Raw genomic sequence first — 17,151 nt, forward strand, 5'->3', positions numbered from 1 at the left:
GGATGAGCATGGAGTTTGTGATGGCGTTCAGAGCCAGACGGCAAGGGCGGAACTTATTTTTACGTCCTTTGCCGCTAGCCTGCATCTGTCATATAGTGGGGATAGGGGGCGCTTGCCTGTTATTCACCTTTTTGACGCCTCCGGAGCCTGTGCAGACTTCACCAGACATTCAGGTGGAAATGGTGGCAGCCGGGCAGCTGGAAAGCGGCAGCAATCTGCAGGGAGCAAAATCCATACCCGCCATCAGAAATCCTGCGGCTGCTCCTGTGTCCGACATTCGCAGGCAGATAGCCAGCGGAGAAAAAACGCAGGAGGATGCCACTCCTGTCAGCGCTGAGGCTGCCGGGGAGCCCGGTGGTGCAGGTTCAGCGGTGGCAGCAGATGCTGGGAGTGGGGGCGAGAGCGGCAGCAATAGTCAAGCTGGTGGTTCTGATGCATCTGGCCCTGCTGCTTCCTCAGCAGGCGACAGGGGGGAAGCTGTGACAGCCAGTGAGCCAGTTCCCACGGAAAGTCTGGGCAGCATTGCTGCCCGCTTCGCGGCCCGGGTGGAGGCTAACAAGGAATATCCCTATATGGCCATCAAGCGGGGACAGAGCGGGGTAGTCCGTGTAACGATCACCCTGTCTGCAGAGGGAATTCTGGAGAGTGCCTATGTCAGCGATTCATCCGGCGTGGGCGTTCTGGATAATGCGGCCCTGCAGGCCGTGCACAGCTCCTGTCCCTTTTCCCACGGTGCCGGCCGCAGCATAACATTGACAGTGCCGATACATTATGACTTGCAATAGAGATAGGGAGGACAAGATGAAAATATTACTGACGTATTCCAGCAAGACGGGCAATACAAAGAAAGTGGCAGAGGCCATTGGCGAGGCCTTGCAGCTCAGGGCTGTTCCCGTAGAGGAAAATCCCAGTCCTGCCGGTTATGATATGGTTATTGCCGGTTACTGGGTGGACCGGGGCACAGCTGATGCCAAAATGAAGGATTATCTCAGCCGTCTGGCTGGCCAGAAAGTGGCGCTTTTTGCTACGTTGGGCGCCGAAGCTGATTCGGAGCACGCCGCCAACTGCTTGGAAAATGGTGCTGCGCTGTTAGGCGAGGGATGCGAAGTGGCAGGCAGGTTTATCTGTCAGGGCAAGGTGGCGGAGGAAATGGTGGAAATGATGAAAAAGATGTTCCCCAAGGGCCACCCTCATGCCATGACTCCGGAACGGCTGGCCCGCATCGAAAAGGCTGCCAGCCATCCGGACGATGCAGACCTGGCAGCGGCCAGGGAATACTTCAGCCAGCTTTGTCTGGGGGTACAGTAATATGGAAGCAGCAATGAAAAGCTGCGCCCTGAGTACCCGCCATCCCCGCAGTCGCAAGCGTCTGCTAGCGCTGGCATTGGGGGGATGATGCTGGTGCTGGCTATCCTGGCCGGTATCTGTCAGGGCGTGGCCGTGTTTTCACCCGGAGAGGTCCTGCGGATATTGTTGGAGGGCGGGGCCAGTGAATATTATAATATTCTCTATCACATCCGCCTGCCCCGCCTGCTTACGGGAGTCCTGACCGGCATAAATCTGGCTTTGGCCGGCTGCATCCTTCAGGGCATCCTGCGCAATCCCCTGGCCGACCCCGGGATTATCGGGGTCTCGGCAGGAGCTGGTCTGGCAGCCATGGTGGTGATGATCATCTTCCCGGATAGCACATCGCTGGTGCCTCTGGTGGCCTTTATCGGAGCCATGGCTTCTGTGGCATTGGTCTTTTCCCTGTCCTGGGAAAACGGCGTACAGCCCCTGCGCATGGTGCTGGCCGGTGTGGCGGTGGCCGTCTTTTTCGGCGGAGCCATGACTGCTTTGATGGTCTTTTATTCTGACCGGGTGCAGGGGACGGTGAACTGGATGGCGGGAGGCTTTGCTGGCCGCAGTTGGAGTCATGTCCATATGGTGCTGCCTTATACCCTCCTGGGACTGGCGGGTACTTTTCTGGGCAGCCGTTGGCTCAATGCCTTGCAGATGGGGGAGGATACTGCCCGCAGCTTGGGGGTAAAAGTGGAGCAGGTGCGCTTGTGCCTGCTCGTGCTGGCAGCCCTGCTGGCGGCTTCGGCAGTCAGTGCTGCCGGTATGCTGGGCTTTGTGGGATTGGTCATTCCCCATATGGTGCGGCTGGTGACAGGGTCAGACTTCGACTACCTGCTGCCTGCCTCGGCTCTTTGGGGAGCGGCGCTGGTGGCAGGTGCCGATGTGGCAGCCCGGGTCGCTTTTGCTCCGATTGAGATTCCCGTGGGAGTATTCATGTCCTTCATCGGTGCGCCCTTTTTCCTCTATCTGCTGAAAAAAGGTATGAAAGGAGGGCGATAGGATGAAGGTACAGGAAATCATCTTGCAGGCTGACCACCTGCGTCTGGAATATGGCCGACAGCTGGTGGCAGAGGATTTGAACCTGACTGTCCGGCGGGCGGAAATAGCCGCCATCATCGGGCCCAATGGTTCCGGCAAGTCCACTTTGCTGAAGGCTATGGCCCGGTTGTTGCCTCCAGCGGCAGGCCGGCTGACCCTGCTGGGAAGAGATTTATGGCAGCTGCCGGAGAAAGAAGCAGCACGGAAGATTGCCTTCATGCCCCAGAGCGCCATGCTGCCGCCGGATCTGACGGTGGCGGAAGTAGTGCGCATGGGCCGGCTGCCACATCGCAGTTTCTGGAGTTCCTTTCAGGCGGCGGATGAGGAAATCTGCCGGCAGGTCATGGAACTTACCGGCTTGCTGTCATATGCCCGGCGTCCGCTGGGCTCCTTGTCCGGAGGTGAACGGCAGCGGGCCCGTCTGGCTCTGGCCTTGGCTCAGCAGCCGGAAATCCTGTTGCTGGATGAACCCACTACCTATCTGCACGATATTCATCAGCTGGAGTTGATGAATATCGTGCAGGAACTCCATCAGAGGCTGGGGCTGACGGTGTTGATGGTATTGCATGACCTCAATCAGGCTGTTCGTTACAGCCAGCGGCTTGTGGCCTTGCAAAGAGGATGCATTATCGCCGATGGCCCGGTAGCAGATGTGTTTGACAGTGATCTGGTGCGGGATCTTTACGGTGTGGAAAATGAAATCAAGGCGGTGGAGGTCAATGGCCATGTCGAGCAGGTCTTTTTCCCCGCTGCTGTATGTGGAGAGGTTTAAATGTCCATTGTCGTTGAGAATGTAAATTGTTCTCGCAAAGGACGGAGCATCCTGCACAATGTTTCCTTGCAGGTACTGGCAGGGGAAGTCATGGGGCTCTTGGGGCCGAATGGCGCCGGGAAAACCACCCTGATCCGTCTGCTGTCCGGTCTGGCTCGTCCCGATAAAGGGCAGATCACGATACAGGGGGAGGATGCTGCCGCACGCAGTGTGGCCTTTCGCCGTCTGCTGGGGCTGGTTCCGCAGGAGAACAATTTTGAAAGCGAGCTGACCATTGAGCAGAGCATGCTTTGTTATGCCAGGCTCTATGGCCTGCCTGAGCCAGCCGGACAGGTGAAGGCAATCTGTGAACGTTTCCGCATCGGGGAGTGGCGGCAGAAAAAGCCGGACAAGCTTTCCGGAGGCATGAAGCGGCGGGCCATGATTGCCCGGGCCATGCTGCCTGATCCGCAGGTGCTGCTGCTGGATGAGCCCAGCGTGGGGCTTGATCCGGATATGCGCCAGGAAATCTGGCAGCTGTTGAAAGGTTTGCAGGCAGAGGGAAAGACCATCCTGCTCACCACTCACTATATGGAGGAAGCAGAGGCGCTTTGCAGCCGTATTGCTTTTTTGCGTGGGGGGCAGCTGCTCTATACGGGCACTTGCGCGGATATGCGTCACTGGCTTTCTCCACAAAAGGCAATCAGTCTGGAAGATGCTTTTGTGGAACTCAGCCACGGACAGCTGGCACAGGAGGTGGGCTGATGCTTAGAGGCTTTTCTGCGGTGTTTTATCGGGAAATGCAGATGCTCATCAGCCGGATCGGTGGTTTGGGCTATCTGTTTTCCGGTCTGCTCTTTCCCATGATCTACCTGTTGGCCTTTGGCTGGGGACTGGGAGACCGAGTGGCGGTGGCCGGTGGCTACTTTGCTTATCTGGCCAAGGGGATGCTGGCCATCACTGTCATGATGAACGGGTTCCAGCAGACGGCGCTGTCCGTCAGTGCTGCCCGTTTCTATTACCGCAACTTTTCCACGCTGCGCCTGAGTCCCATCAGCGACAGTGCCCTGGTTTTCGGCATCGCCCTGGCGGGGACGGTGCGGGCGTTGGCCGCAGCGGCGGTGATCTTCCTGACGGCGCGTTTGTTTTTTGGCTTGGAAATCTTATCCCTGCCCGGGCTGGGAGGACTGGTGTTGACCGCCTTTGCCTTTGCGGCCTTCGGAGTGGCGGTGGGGTTGTCCATCAAAGGACAGGAGCAATTTTCCATTATCATCAATTTTTTTATCACCCCGATGACTTTTTTCTGCGGCTCTTTTTTCCCCGTGGCCAATCTGCCGGAAGCTGTGCGGCAGGTGGTGCAGTTCCTGCCCTTGTCTTTGACCAACCAGTTGCTGCGGGCGGACAGCTTCGGGGAAAGCAGCTTGTGGGAAGCCGGCTTGCTGCTGGCCATAACCCTATGTACTTACGCTTATGGCGTATATCGTGTGCATGGTTACCGTGAATTTTAAGTTCAGCAATTTGGGACGGAAAGTCCCTTGCAATAGTCGTATTTCTGGATATTTTTAGAGAAAGAGGATTTGCATGATCAGAAAACTTGCCAAGAAGAAACATATGTTGTTAGTTGCTGCCGTTATCGGCACGTCTGCCTGTGGTCAGGCTGATGCAGCCGACAGCATCCAGACCCGGGATGTGGTGGTGACGGCTTCCCGCACGGAACAGGAAGTGAAGGAGACCCCGGCTGCCGTGGAGGTCATCACCCAAGAGGATATCGAAAAGATGGGGGCTGAGAACTTAGCCCAGGCGCTGCAGCTGGCTACGGGCATCAATGTGCTGGAAAATGGCATGGTGGGCAACCAGTCCTCCCTGCGGGGCATGAATACCAACCAGACCCTCATTCTCATTGACGGCCGCCGGGTGCGCACGGAAAACACCAGTGAGACCCAGAACTATTATGAGCTCCAGCGGGTGAATATGGACAGAGTGGAGCGCATCGAGATTGTCCGGGGGGCAGTGAGTTCTCTCTATGGCTCGGAGGCTCTCGGAGGTGTAATCAATATCATCACGAAAAAACCGGGCACCCAGGGTGGTACGGTGAGTGCCGATTGGACTTCCCGCCAGAAGGATGCAGGGTTCCGTTACGATTTGGGCAAGAATGGCAAATGGGCCTGGGCACTGAATGGCAAGGTCAGTGACATCCGGCGGCGCATGAGTGGAGCTTCCTCCAATCAGTACGGGAAAAAGTATTTCTTTGGTCTGGATGGACGTATGGATGTGGCAGACAACAAGCAGCTGGATTTCTTCGCGGATTTCCTGGATGAAGACCTCTATATGATTGATTCGGCTGCTGCCGGTACGGATTATGATCATCGCCGGGCATCCACAGGACTGAAATATTCCGGCAAGGATAAGCAGGGGGACTACGAGATGCAGGTCTACTACACCTATTTTGACAAGGACCAGCGTACTCGCAATCGCAATACCCATGTACTGACCAGTTTTGATGATATGACCTTCAACTCCTATGTGGCAGATGGCAGACGCACCTTCAATCTGGGAGATCAGCATATTCTCACGGTGGGGGGCGAGTACCGGCAGGAGGATTATGAAAGTACCCGTATCAAAAAAGGCAATGCCAGCACCATCACCCGAGAAGGTATTACCAATAATATTTCCAAAGTGACCATGAATCATGGTGCCCTGTATTTGCAGGATGAGTTCATGGCTACGGATAAATGGCTGTTGATTCCATCGGTGCGCTGGGATCACAACAATGACTTCGGTGATGAAGTGACAGGCAAACTGGGAACTACCTACAAGTTCAGCAAAAATGCCCGTTTCAAGGCTAACGTAGGTTCTGCATACCGTGCGCCTACAGCTTCGGAACTCTATTTCAATTGGCAGCATACACCAACCGCTATTATGACGGTGAATATCCAGGGAAATCCTGACCTGAAGCCAGAAAAATCCCTGAACTTCGATTTGGGACTGGAAGCGGAGCATGGGAATACTTCTGGTAAATTCACGTATTTCCATAATAAGGTAGATGATCTCATCAATCTCAACACTACGATAACCCGGGCTATGGTGCCCGGTGCCGGTATACGCATTACGGCCAACGGCCGGTATGAAAACGTGGACAAGGCGACGGTGCAAGGTCTGGAACTGGAGGCCAGACAGAAGTTGGGCAAGTTCTTTACCCTGCGGAGCACTTATACCTATCTCGATGCCCGGGATGATAGCACGAATGCCTTCCTGACAGGTCGTGCACGCCATAAGACATCTCTGCAGCTGATGTATGCTGATACACAACATGGCTGGGATGCCACACTCTGGAATGATTGGCTGACGGGCTATCATTATACGGAAAGCAGCACAGCGAAGGAAACTGGCGAAAGCATCATGAATCTGGTTGTGAACAAGAAGTTCAATAAGACCGTCAGTGCTTACTTCGGCATCAGCAATCTCACCAACCGCAAGAATGATGTGCTCTATTATGATGGGCGCATCTGGCGCGGGGGCGTGAAGGTGAATTTCTAAAGGAGAGATCATGCGTAAATTCATGGCGATTTTCGCCTGTCTTTGCCTGCTGGGGGCGGCAGCTGTTTTCTTGCTGCCTCAGGCGGGGATGGCAGGCAATCAGGAAAATATCCGGCTGGTGACGGACAGTACGGGCCGGGAGGTCAGGATCCCCCAGCATCCCAAACGCGTGGTTATCCTGAACGCGTCCAATATCGATTTGTATGTGGCCGCTGGCGGTGAGGATACCATTGTGGGCAAGGCCTCGTCTAAGGCACTTTCGCCAGAGGTCGTGAAGGCCACGGAAAAGGCTGCCGAAGTGGGCATCATCCATTCCCCGGACGTGGAAAAGATATTGAGTCTCAAGCCGGATCTGGTTATCGGCACCAATGTGCCCTTCCATACCAATTTGGCCGATACTTTGGCGCAGGCAGGGATCCCACTTTATATCCAGTCTTTGGACAGCATGGAGGAACTGACGACTGCCTTGCAGTTTTATGGCACGCTGACAGGCGAAGAAGCGAAAGCGCAGGCTGCCGTGGCGAAAATGGCAGCATCTATGGCGGCGGTCAAGGGCCGGACGGCAGGGAAAAATCCTCCTAAAAGCCTTATTGTCTTCGGTTCGCCGGATAGTTTCAACATGGGAACCGGCAAATGTTTTACCGGCAGTCTCCTGAATGAGCTGGGTGGCGGCAATATCGCTGACCAGGCGCAGGGCGAGGGCGGCTATCTGCCCATCAGCATGGAATTTGTCGCTCGGGAAAACCCTGAGGTCATATTCATCATCATGCACGGTCAGGCTGAGGAGCTGGAAGCCAAGATGCGTCAGGAACTGGCTTCCAGCGAGGCATGGCAGAATATCGCTGCCGTCCAGCAGGGAAGGGTCTATATCCTGCCCTATGAGCTGTTCGCCGTCAATCCCGGTGTAAGGACTGCCGAAGCTTTACAGGTGCTGGCTGAAGATATGTACCGATGAAAGGGCTTGTGGAATCATAAAGACAAGGGAATTCCCTGAAGACTGCATGTTTATGTAAAATTCTAACAATTTCATAGCCAAAATCAGGCTTAGATGTTACAATATATAGTAATATCTAAGTCTTTTTGTCTTTGGAATTATTATGCAGGGATGAGGTGAGCGATATGGCAATGGTTGAATTAAAAGATCTGGCAGAAGCGGCGCAGCAGAAATATGCGTCGGAAATCGTGGCAGGATTGGTCAATAATGAAATCCGGGATTTGCAGAGCGAGATCGATCCGTCAGGCAAGATTGACTTCATCGAACTGGACAGCAGCCGGGGCTGGAAGATTTATCGGCGCACGGTGCTGTTTGTCTTGTTCACGGCTGTGCATGAGTTGTTTCCGTCTGTGGAAGTAGTGGCTCAGTTCAGTGCCAATAAGGGGCTCTTCTGTGAGCTGCGTCATTTCCATGACCTGAGTGAAAATGGTGTGGGCCTGATTGAGACGCGGATGCGGGAAATCATTGCTGAAGACCGTCCTATCATCAAGATGAAGATGGAAAAAGCGCAGGCTGTGCGGATTTTCAAGAATAATCGGCAGATTGAGAAAGCCAACCTCGTTTCCTCGCTGAAAATGGAGATGGTGAGCCTTTATCAGTGTGGGGAATTCTATGATTACCTCTATGGCGTGATGATTGGCCACACGGGGAGCCTGGGCCGCTTTGCCCTCGATTTTGAGGCGGGCGGGATCTTGCTGCGGATTCCGGATCTGGATACTGGAGGGGAAGTGAGAGAACGGCTGCCACAACCGAAACTGAGCCAGGTGCTCGCTGAATCCCGGGAATGGGCGGCAGCTCTCAGGTGCAATTTCGTGCCGGATCTCAATCGGATCAACCGTCATGGAGGAATCGGTGAGCTGATCCGCGTTTCTGAGGCCTTGCAGGAGAAAAGCATTGCCCATATTGCTGACCATATTGCAGCGCACAAGAAAACGATGCGCCTGATTTTGATTGCCGGGCCGTCATCTTCGGGCAAGACTTCCTTTGCCCAGCGTCTGCGGGTGCAGCTGCTGGCTGACAAATTGATGCCTGTATCGATTTCGTTGGATGATTATTTTGTGAATCGGGAGGATACCCCCCGAAAGCCAACGGGGGAATATGATTACGAATGTCTGGATGCATTGGATGTGGAACTTTTTAATCAGCATATGCTGGCGTTGCTGGCTGGCGAGGAAATCATCCTGCCGCGTTATAATTTCCTCACAGGGTACCGGGAATGGGATGAGACACGGCGGCTGGCGGTGAGCCGGGAGCAGCCAATCATTGTGGAGGGGATACATGGGCTTAATGAACGGCTCAGTGAGTATGTGCCACATAGCCGTAAGTTCAAGATCTACATCAGCGCCTTGACGCAGCTCAATATTGATGCGCATAATCGTATTGCAACTACCGATGCACGTTTGATCCGCCGTTTGGTGCGTGATTATCAGTTTAGGGGCTCAGGGGCACTCAAGACATTGAAGCAGTGGAAGGATGTGCGGGAAGGGGAGGAGAAGAATATTTTCCCCTTCCAGGAAGAAGCGGATGTGATGTTCAATTCCGCTTTGATTTATGAACTGGGAATTTTGAAGCGTTATGCTTATCCATTGCTGCAGAATGTGCCGCAGGATATTCCGGAACATGCAGAAGCCAAACGTTTGCTGGACATTTTGCAATACTTTGATGATATTGATGAAGAGGAAGAGGTCCCGAATAATTCTCTTCTCAGGGAGTTTATCGGAAAATCTGTGTTCTTCAAATAAGTCTGAAAATATTGTGATAATTGAAGAGTTTCGAAGAAAAATGCTGAAAATCGTCATTTTTGTGAAACAGATGCATTGTTTGTTGTTTGCTAAACAGGCGATATCTTAGTATCATAAAGATAGTTAGGTGTATTGTCTGGTAACAGGAAACATGGACACTGTATTGGATGATGCTCCTGACAATAAGAATTTCATATTTTTATTGAAGGAGGAGTTTCTTATGAAAAAGACTCTCGTATCCGCTTTGACGGCAGCTTTGGTTGTCGGTGCTGCCAGCACGACGTTTGCTGCCAGCAATCCATTCTCCGATGTACCGGAGGGACATTGGGCCTATGAATCCATCCAGAAGCTGGTGGATGACAATGTCATTGACGGTTATGGCGATGGCACCTTCCGCGGTGACCGCACCATCACGCGTTATGAAGCAGCTCAGATGGTAGCAAAGGCTATGGCCAAGAACCCCACGGGTGAGGACAAAACTGTTGTGGACAAGCTGCGTGCTGAATTTGCTGATGAACTCAACAATCTGGGCGTACGTGTCAGCGACTTGGAGCGCAATGCCGACAAGGTGAAATGGAATGGCGAAGCTCGTTTCACTTATACTAGCGACCGCAATAAGAACACGGCTGTTGGTACCAACACTAAGGTAAACAGTGCGCCGTTGCTTTTCCGTTTGGAACCCTCGGCAGAAGTCAATGATCATTGGCATGTAAAAGCTCGTCTCGATGCTACGACCCATCTGAATACTGATGCTGCTAATAATAATTCCGATAGGGTTAAGCTGGTTCGTGCCTGGGCGCAGGGTGACTACGATAAATTCCAGGTCAAGCTCGGTAAATTCGGTTCCCTCAATGGTGACAGCATTGCTGATACCCAGTTCTCCGGTGCTGAAGTATCCTTCGGCAAGGAGGTAAAGGGTATTGTTGCAGCTGGCCGTTTGAGCACGAATGTTTATGGCGGTAATTATGCAAAGGCTGCTAATTATCAGTATCTCGGTGTAGAGGGTGCGGTGGACAGATTGTCCGGTGGTCTCTATCTGCATCGTCTGAATACGAAGAGCCTTTCCGCTGCTGGTACGAGAACGGCGAAGTTCTTCAAGAACAACACGGAAGATACTTCCAATATCATTGCTGTCAAGGGTTCCTACAAGATTGGCAATAATGTGAAACTGAATGGTTTCTATTCCAACAACCCTGAAGCTGACAACTATAAGCAGGCTGCCAGTGCAGAAGTGAGCTACAAGGGTGCACAGAAAGCCAACCAGGGCACTTGGGGTGCATGGGTAGCATATCGTCATCTGGGCAGTGCAGCCATGGTTAAGTCCACCTATGATGTAATCAAACCGGACTTCAAGGGCTGGGAAATCGGCGCCAACTATGCTCCGTTCAAGAACGTAGTGGCTACCGCCCGCTATGGTGATGCTAAGGAAATCTCCAACAGCAACCAGAAGGAAAAGATTCTCTTCGGTCGTGTGCAGTTCTTCTTCTAAGAGTTGAACCTTCATAATATGAACCACCAGCAGAGCATATGCTGCTCTGTTGGTGGTTTTTTGTTTAGGTTGCAGGAAATAGCAGATTTATAACGAATTTTATCATGGTGAATTAAATTTTATGATAATAGTGCTATTGTGTACTATTGAAAGGATGGAATTATAATGCAGACTATTGCACTGATTGCTCATGACAAAAAGAAAGAAGACATGTTGGATTTTGCTTCACATCATAAGGAGCTTTTGTCCAGATTTCATTTGGTGGCAACCCGCACTACAGGAACGCTGCTGAAAGATAAGCTGGGGCTGGATGTGGAAACCATGATGTCAGGACCGTTGGGAGGGGATCAGCAGATTGGTGCATTGGTGGCTACGGAAAAGGTTCAGTATGTCATTTTTCTGCGTGATCCACTGACGTCCCAGCCTCATGAGCCAGATATCAATGCATTGTTGAGATTGTGTGATGTCCATAATGTTCCTTTAGCCACGAATCGTAAGAGTGGCCATATCTTGTTGGAATATGCAGCGAAGAAGCTGGATGCATGATTTGCTGAAATTCAAGTAGCACAATAAATTGTATACGAAATTTATTTTATATTGTATAATATGAGTGGTGTTTCAAGCGATATTTTTTGTGGACAGGGAGGTTGAAGGCTGTGCTGAAGGTATATGCGGTAGAGAGCCTGCGGTCAGGTCTGATAGTAGGCCGTGATATTATGGATGAGCAGGGCAAGGCACTGATTTCTGCAGGAACGGCATTGACCAAGGAAATGATTTACGGGCTGTTGGATAGACCGATTTTTTCCGTATATATTGAAGAGACAGAGCCTGTTGAAGAACTTCCTGGGCAGGAGCATTTACTGGATGATGAATACATCAGCTGTTATAACGATGCTTATGCCAAACTGGAAAAGATATTCAATACATTGGTCGAGCAGGGGCAGTTTGATGCTGCTGACTTACAGGCGCTGATGGATGAAAGGACCTTTACCATGCTGAGTGATGGGGCAAAGGCTGTGTCCCAGATCCATAATATGGAATATAAAGAACCCTATCTGATACATCATTGCCTGCATGTAGGGATCTTTGCCGGATTGATGGCTAAGTGGCTGGGCTTGTCTATATTGGATCAGTATAATCTGGTCATAGCTGGCTTGTTCTTGGATATCGGTAAGTTGCGGATTCCCTCAGAAGTACTGGATAAAAAGGGAAAGCTTACGGATGAGGAGTTTGAACTGGTGAAGAAACATGCGCAGTTCGGCCATGATATGATCAGCATGACCACGCTGAATGCCAATCAGGATATCATGAATGGCGTCTTGCAGCATCATGAACGCTGCGATGGTTCTGGCTATCCTCGGCAGCTGACTGCAGAGAATATCTCCAGCTTCGGCAAGATCCTGGCTATCCTGGATATATATGATGCCATGGCCAGTGACCGCGTCTTTGCCAAGCGCCGCTCGCCCTTTGATGTGTTTGCCACCCTTTATGATGATATCCTCGATGGCAAGCTGGATACGGAGTACGGGGTGCAGTTCATCAAGCATCTCTGCCATTCATTGAATGGCAACTGGGTAGGATTGAGCAATGGGGAAAAGGCGCGCATCGTATATCTGGATGAGAGCCGTATCCGCTCGTTGCCTGTGGTGCAGACGCTAGGCGGTGAGTTCATCGATCTGGGCAAGAATCGGGATATCAAGGTGACGTGTATACTGACTGCCAATGAAGTAAGGGATAACAATAGCTAAGATGATAGGGGAGCTATGAATTTTTCGTAGCTCTTTTATTGCTTGTAAGGAGGAATGACCATGGCCATGGTGCCAAAGTTGAATACGATGCAGTTTGATAAAGAAATACCCTTTAAGGTCGTAGCGCCTTTTGAGCCCATGGGGGATCAGCCCAAAGCCATTGAAGATCTGGCAGCAGGCATTGAAAATGGCCAGCAGGCACAGGTGCTGCTGGGGGCCACTGGTACGGGCAAGACTTATACCATAGCCAAGGTCATTGAGAAGGTGCAGAAGCCGACATTGGTCATCGCCCATAACAAGACCTTGGCGGCGCAGCTGGCCAGTGAGTTCAAGGCGTTCTTCCCCGAGAATTATGTAGGCTATTTTGTCAGCTATTATGATTACTATCAGCCGGAAGCCTATATTGCTTCGACTGACACGTATATCGAGAAAGATTCTTCCATCAACGATGAGATCGATGAATTGCGTCATTCGGCTACCTGCTCGTTGTTTGAGCGGCGGGATGTGATTATTGTGGCGTCCGTGTCCTGTATCTATGGCCTGGGTTCACCGGAAAGCTATCATGAGATGGTATTGTCGTTGCATAAGGGGCAGGAGGTTCCGCGGGAGGATATCCTGCATAAACTGGTGCAGATCCGTTATGAGCGCAATGATATCGCTTTCGAACGCGGCCGGTTCCGGGTACGGGGGGATGTTATCGAAGTGTTCCCCGCAGGTTATAACAATCGTGCCGTACGCATTGAACTGTTCGGGGACGAGATTGACCGCATGGTGGAGTTTGATGTGGTGACGGGAGAGGTCTATGGGGAACGCACGCATTTGATGGTGTTCCCGGCATCTCATTATGTCACGGAAGACGAGGATATGAAGATTGCCATGAAGGATATCCGGGATGAGTTGGATGTACAGCTGCGGATGTTCCGGGAAAATGGCAAATTGCTGGAAGCCCAGCGCATTGAGCAGCGCACGAATTACGATCTGGAAATGATGCAGGAAATGGGCTATTGTTCGGGTATTGAGAATTATTCCCGCCATTTGACTCATCGCAAGGCCGGGGATGCTCCCTATACATTGCTGGATTATTTCCCCGAGGATTTCCTGATCGTGGTGGATGAATCCCATGTGACACTGCCGCAGGTACACGCCATGTACGCCGGGGACAGGAGCCGCAAGATATCGCTGGTGGAAAACGGCTTCCGCCTGCCATCCGCCTTTGACAATCGCCCCCTGACTTTTGAAGAGTTTGCCGCCCGCATCAATCAGATCATCTATGTATCCGCGACACCGGGCAAGTATGAACAGGAACAGGCCCAGCAGGTTGCCCAGCAGGTAATCCGCCCCACGGGCCTCGTCGATCCGGAAATCGAAGTACGGCCCCTGGAAGGGCAGATTGATGATCTGCTCAGTGAGATTCGCCTGCGCATCGAGCGCAATGAGCGCGTGCTGGTTACGACACTGACCAAGAAGATGGCGGAAAACCTGACGGATTTCCTCAAGGAAGCCGGAGTCAAGGTCCGTTATCTCCATTCAGATATCGCCACCATCGAGCGGGCGGAAATCATTCACGATCTGCGCGCTGGGGAATTCGATGTATTGGTCGGTATCAACCTTTTGCGCGAGGGTCTCGATATGCCAGAAGTTTCCCTGATTGCCATCCTGGACGCAGACAAGGAAGGTTTCCTGCGTTCGGACACGTCCCTGATCCAGATCATCGGCCGTGCCGCCCGCAATGCCAATGGACGGGTAATCATGTATGCGGACCGGATTACCGATTCCATGAAGCGGGCCATGGATGAAACCGAGCGCCGCCGGGAAATCCAGCAGGCGTATAACAAGGAGCATCATATTGTGCCCCAGACCATCATCAAACCCATCAAGCCGTTGATTGAAACCACATTGGTAGCTGAAACTGCTGCCACTTATACTGCGGGGGATGGCAAGAAGAAAAAGAAGCTGTCCAAGAAGGATAAGGAAAATCTGGTCAAGACCTTGCTCAGGGAAATGCAGCAGGCCTCCCGCGCCATGGAATTCGAGCGGGCGGCAGAACTGCGGGATATGATATTGGAACTTGATGGGACATTGCCTAAACCGGGGAAAAAGGAAAGATAAATTGCAGTTTATCGGTTTGTTCGTGGTAAAGGTATCCCGGTCATGCGTTGTCAGGGGTGAACGGGGGAGTACTTTTTCTGTTTGCGCTAAACGACCCGCTCGACAAAGTCAGCATTTCTTAGGTTGAATGCGCCGGGCAGGCCAACGGCGCGGCTTTCAGCGTGCTCCCAGTGACTTTTGGCAACGGGCCGGTCTTCGCTTCGCTCAGACTGTCGCTCCAACAGCAAAAGCACTCCCCCGTTCGCCCCCAGGCACGGATTAGGCAATTGGCACGAACCGTCTCTCCCGTAACAAGCACATCAATGTACTTGCAGCTTACAGCCGAAGCCTGCCAATATTGCACAGGCATAACTTTGGGCGGTGGTGGGGATACTTTTTTGACGCCGGAACGACTGCCCGCAGGGCTGGCCCGCAAACAGGCGTTGCTGGAAATTGAGCTGAACATACGCGCCGTCGGCCTGCCCGGCGCAGGTAACTAAACAGTGAGCACTATTGCTGGCGGGTCATTTAGTGAAGGCAGCGAAAAAGTATCCCCACCGCCGCCCCGCTGCGTTGTAACAATTTATTTTAAACACGTACTAACAAACTGCAATTGTTTCATTGAAAAAGTCCGCTGATGGTCAGCGGACTTTTAACATGTTATGGAGACATTTATTTAAACTGCGGTCATTTCTTCTGCCGTCAGCGCTTTGCAGCCGGCCTTGCGCAGGGCGGCTTCGGCATTTTTTGTATCGCTGACGCGGAAAATCATATAGGCGTCTTTCTTCCCGGCGAAGGCGTACATGTATTCGATGTTGATCTGTGCTGCTTCAAATTTTGCCAGCAGGTTGTCGAGGCCGCCGGTCTTGTCGGAGACGGCGAAGACCAATACGGGGGTGAGGCTGGCGATGAAGCCGGCATCTTTTAATACATTGGTGGCATCGAATACATCATCCACGAGCATGCGTACGATACCGAAATCGTTGGTATCGGCCAGCGACAGGGCGCGGATGTTGATGTTGTTTTCGGCCAGCACGGCGGTCAGGCTTTTCAGCGTGCCGGGGCGGTTCTCCAGAAATACGGAAATCTGTTTTACGCTCATGATGACACCTCCTCAAATCTTGCGTTTGTCGATGATGCGGATGGCTTTGCCGTTGCTGCGTTCGATGCTCTTAGGTGCTACCAGCTTCACCTTGGCCCGGATGCCCAGGATGTTCTTGATACCTTCGGCCAGTTCTTTGCGGCGGTCATCGATTTCACCTACATTATCGGTGAACATCTGGGGAGTCATTTCGACTTTGACCGTCAGGGTGTCGGTGTTGTTCACCCGGTCGACGATAATCTGATAATTGGCGGCATAGCCGTGGTTCAGCAGTACCGTTTCAATCTGGCTCGGGAAGACATTGACACCGCGGATGATGAGCATATCATCACTGCGGCCCAAAGGCTTGCTCATGCGGACATGGGTGCGGCCACAGCTGCATTTTTCCCGATTCAGCACGCAGATATCCCGGGTGCGGTAGCGCAGGATGGGGAAGGCCTGTTTGTCCAAAGCCGTCAGGACAAGCTCTCCCTGACTGCCGTCAGGCAGGACTTCACCGGTATCGGGATCGATGATTTCGGCGAGGAAATGATCCTCGTTGATATGCATGCCATCCTGTGCTGAGCAGGCAAAGGCCACGCCAGGTCCGGAAAGTTCCGTGAGCCCGTAGATATCATAGGCTTTGATGCCCAAGGTCTGTTCGATATCCCGCCGCATTTCCTCGGACCAGGCTTCCGCGCCGAAGATGCCGATTTTCAGGGGGATATCCTCGGGGCCATAGCCCATTTCCCTCATGGACTCGGCTAAGTAAGCGGCATAGCTCGGTGTGCAGCAGAGTATCGTAGCCTTCAGGTCCATGATAAACATGATTTGCCGTTCCGTATTGCCGGAGCTGGCAGGGACGGTAAGGCAGCCAAGTTTATGGGAGCCGCCGTCAATGCCGGCCCCGCCCGTGAACAGGCCATAGCCGTAGGCGATATGGCAGACATCCTCGTCCGTACCGCCTGCCGCGGCGAGGGCACGGGCCGTGCAGTCATTCCACATGTCAATATCGGCCTGCGTGTAATAGGCTACTACTCGTTTGCCTGTAGTACCTGAGGTGGAATGGATGCGCACACAATCCTTGAGTGGAACGGCCAGCAGGCCATAGGGATAGGTTTCCCGCAAATCATGTTTGGAAATAAAGGGCAACTTGCGGATATCGGCTAATGTCTGGATATCCTCAGGCTTTACGCCCTGTTCTTCCATTTTCTGGCGATAATAGGGCACATGTTCCCAGGCATGGCGCACCTGTTTCTTCAATTTTTCTTCCTGCAGGGTGCGGATTTTTTCTGCTGGGGCACATTCGATTTCGGCTTGAAAATAATGTTCCAAAATATGA

General features: G+C 52.4%; 16 protein-coding genes. 14 read left to right on the forward strand and 2 right to left on the reverse strand.

The features are described from left to right. Positions 1 to 8 precede the first annotated feature (8 nt). The 14 genes from BUB68_RS08300 (at position 9) to BUB68_RS15245 (ending at position 15,228) form a co-directional block, all read left to right on the forward strand. A complete protein-coding gene (locus tag BUB68_RS08300) occupies positions 9 to 785 on the forward strand; it encodes an energy transducer TonB (RefSeq protein ID WP_178139494.1) in 777 nt (258 codons plus the stop codon). 16 nt (positions 786 to 801) lie between these two features. Continuing rightward, positions 802 to 1,308, forward strand: a complete 507-nt coding sequence (locus BUB68_RS08305; RefSeq protein WP_073090018.1) for a flavodoxin family protein — start codon at positions 802 to 804, stop codon at positions 1,306 to 1,308. An 84-nt stretch (positions 1,309 to 1,392) separates the two neighbouring features. Then, the gene (locus tag BUB68_RS08310; protein ID WP_073090021.1) at positions 1,393 to 2,340 is read left to right on the forward strand and encodes a FecCD family ABC transporter permease; all 948 of its coding nucleotides are present in this window, start codon (positions 1,393 to 1,395) and stop codon (positions 2,338 to 2,340) included. Between the two features lies 1 nt (position 2,341). Next, positions 2,342 to 3,151 (forward strand): ABC transporter ATP-binding protein, encoded by an 810-nt coding sequence (locus tag BUB68_RS08315; protein ID WP_073090023.1) that lies wholly within the window; start codon positions 2,342 to 2,344, stop codon positions 3,149 to 3,151. Then, positions 3,152 to 3,895, forward strand: coding sequence for an ABC transporter ATP-binding protein (locus tag BUB68_RS08320; protein WP_073090025.1), 744 nt, complete (start codon positions 3,152 to 3,154; stop codon positions 3,893 to 3,895). Continuing rightward, positions 3,895 to 4,638 carry an ABC transporter permease gene (locus tag BUB68_RS08325; protein WP_073090027.1) on the forward strand — a complete coding sequence of 248 codons (744 nt, stop codon included), beginning with the start codon at positions 3,895 to 3,897 and terminating at the stop codon, positions 4,636 to 4,638. The genes BUB68_RS08320 and BUB68_RS08325 overlap by 1 nt, the downstream gene beginning before the upstream one ends. Positions 4,639 to 4,711: 73 nt before the next feature. Further along, complete coding sequence (locus BUB68_RS08330; RefSeq protein ID WP_073090030.1) at positions 4,712 to 6,667, forward strand: TonB-dependent receptor plug domain-containing protein; 1,956 nt, start codon at positions 4,712 to 4,714, stop codon at positions 6,665 to 6,667. A 10-nt stretch (positions 6,668 to 6,677) separates the two neighbouring features. Further along, positions 6,678 to 7,622, forward strand: coding sequence for an ABC transporter substrate-binding protein (locus BUB68_RS08335; RefSeq protein ID WP_073090033.1), 945 nt, complete (start codon positions 6,678 to 6,680; stop codon positions 7,620 to 7,622). 170 nt (positions 7,623 to 7,792) lie between these two features. Then, the gene (locus BUB68_RS08340; RefSeq protein WP_081371929.1) at positions 7,793 to 9,403 is read left to right on the forward strand and encodes a nucleoside kinase; all 1,611 of its coding nucleotides are present in this window, start codon (positions 7,793 to 7,795) and stop codon (positions 9,401 to 9,403) included. Positions 9,404 to 9,623: 220 nt separating this feature from the next. Continuing rightward, a complete protein-coding gene (locus BUB68_RS08345; RefSeq protein ID WP_073090039.1) occupies positions 9,624 to 10,892 on the forward strand; it encodes a putative porin in 1,269 nt (422 codons plus the stop codon). A gap of 165 nt (positions 10,893 to 11,057) precedes the next feature. Beyond that, positions 11,058 to 11,438 (forward strand): methylglyoxal synthase, encoded by a 381-nt coding sequence (locus BUB68_RS08350; protein WP_073090042.1) that lies wholly within the window; start codon positions 11,058 to 11,060, stop codon positions 11,436 to 11,438. 110 nt (positions 11,439 to 11,548) lie between these two features. After that, a complete protein-coding gene (locus BUB68_RS08355) occupies positions 11,549 to 12,640 on the forward strand; it encodes an HD-GYP domain-containing protein (protein WP_073090088.1) in 1,092 nt (363 codons plus the stop codon). Positions 12,641 to 12,700: 60 nt separating this feature from the next. Next, positions 12,701 to 14,749, forward strand: a complete 2,049-nt coding sequence (uvrB, locus tag BUB68_RS08360; RefSeq protein WP_073090045.1) for an excinuclease ABC subunit UvrB — start codon at positions 12,701 to 12,703, stop codon at positions 14,747 to 14,749. A gap of 302 nt (positions 14,750 to 15,051) precedes the next feature. Beyond that, complete coding sequence (locus tag BUB68_RS15245) at positions 15,052 to 15,228, forward strand: hypothetical protein (RefSeq protein WP_176756755.1); 177 nt, start codon at positions 15,052 to 15,054, stop codon at positions 15,226 to 15,228. 176 nt (positions 15,229 to 15,404) lie between these two features. On the opposite strand, the gene BUB68_RS08365 is transcribed toward BUB68_RS15245, so the two are convergent. Then, a complete protein-coding gene (locus tag BUB68_RS08365) occupies positions 15,405 to 15,830 on the reverse strand; it encodes an ACT domain-containing protein (RefSeq protein WP_073090048.1) in 426 nt (141 codons plus the stop codon). A gap of 12 nt (positions 15,831 to 15,842) precedes the next feature. After that, complete coding sequence (locus BUB68_RS08370; protein ID WP_073090051.1) at positions 15,843 to 17,144, reverse strand: phenylacetate--CoA ligase family protein; 1,302 nt, start codon at positions 17,142 to 17,144, stop codon at positions 15,843 to 15,845. Positions 17,145 to 17,151: the final 7 nt, after the last annotated feature.

The sequence above is a fragment of the Pseudoselenomonas ruminantium genome, from assembly GCF_900142515.1.
In the GTDB taxonomy this organism is placed as follows: domain Bacteria; phylum Bacillota; class Negativicutes; order Selenomonadales; family Selenomonadaceae; genus Selenomonas_A; species Selenomonas_A ruminantium_D.

What these genes read in the sequence shown, in the direction of transcription:
- BUB68_RS08300 (WP_178139494.1), top strand. Translation starts at nt 9, where the DNA reads ATGGAGTTTGTGATGGCGTTCAGAGCCAGACGGCAAGGGCGGAACTTA.
- BUB68_RS08340 (WP_081371929.1), top strand. Translation starts at nt 7,793, where the DNA reads ATGGTTGAATTAAAAGATCTGGCAGAAGCGGCGCAGCAGAAATATGCG.
- BUB68_RS08305 (WP_073090018.1), top strand. Translation starts at nt 802, where the DNA reads ATGAAAATATTACTGACGTATTCCAGCAAGACGGGCAATACAAAGAAA.
- BUB68_RS08345 (WP_073090039.1), top strand. Translation starts at nt 9,624, where the DNA reads ATGAAAAAGACTCTCGTATCCGCTTTGACGGCAGCTTTGGTTGTCGGT.
- BUB68_RS08320 (WP_073090025.1), top strand. Translation starts at nt 3,152, where the DNA reads ATGTCCATTGTCGTTGAGAATGTAAATTGTTCTCGCAAAGGACGGAGC.
- BUB68_RS08335 (WP_073090033.1), top strand. Translation starts at nt 6,678, where the DNA reads ATGCGTAAATTCATGGCGATTTTCGCCTGTCTTTGCCTGCTGGGGGCG.
- BUB68_RS08330 (WP_073090030.1), top strand. Translation starts at nt 4,712, where the DNA reads ATGATCAGAAAACTTGCCAAGAAGAAACATATGTTGTTAGTTGCTGCC.
- BUB68_RS08315 (WP_073090023.1), top strand. Translation starts at nt 2,342, where the DNA reads ATGAAGGTACAGGAAATCATCTTGCAGGCTGACCACCTGCGTCTGGAA.
- BUB68_RS08310 (WP_073090021.1), top strand. Translation starts at nt 1,393, where the DNA reads ATGATGCTGGTGCTGGCTATCCTGGCCGGTATCTGTCAGGGCGTGGCC.
- BUB68_RS08325 (WP_073090027.1), top strand. Translation starts at nt 3,895, where the DNA reads ATGCTTAGAGGCTTTTCTGCGGTGTTTTATCGGGAAATGCAGATGCTC.
- BUB68_RS15245 (WP_176756755.1), top strand. Translation starts at nt 15,052, where the DNA reads ATGTACTTGCAGCTTACAGCCGAAGCCTGCCAATATTGCACAGGCATA.
- uvrB (WP_073090045.1), top strand. Translation starts at nt 12,701, where the DNA reads ATGGCCATGGTGCCAAAGTTGAATACGATGCAGTTTGATAAAGAAATA.
- BUB68_RS08365 (WP_073090048.1), bottom strand. Translation starts at nt 15,830, where the DNA reads ATGAGCGTAAAACAGATTTCCGTATTTCTGGAGAACCGCCCCGGCACG.
- BUB68_RS08350 (WP_073090042.1), top strand. Translation starts at nt 11,058, where the DNA reads ATGCAGACTATTGCACTGATTGCTCATGACAAAAAGAAAGAAGACATG.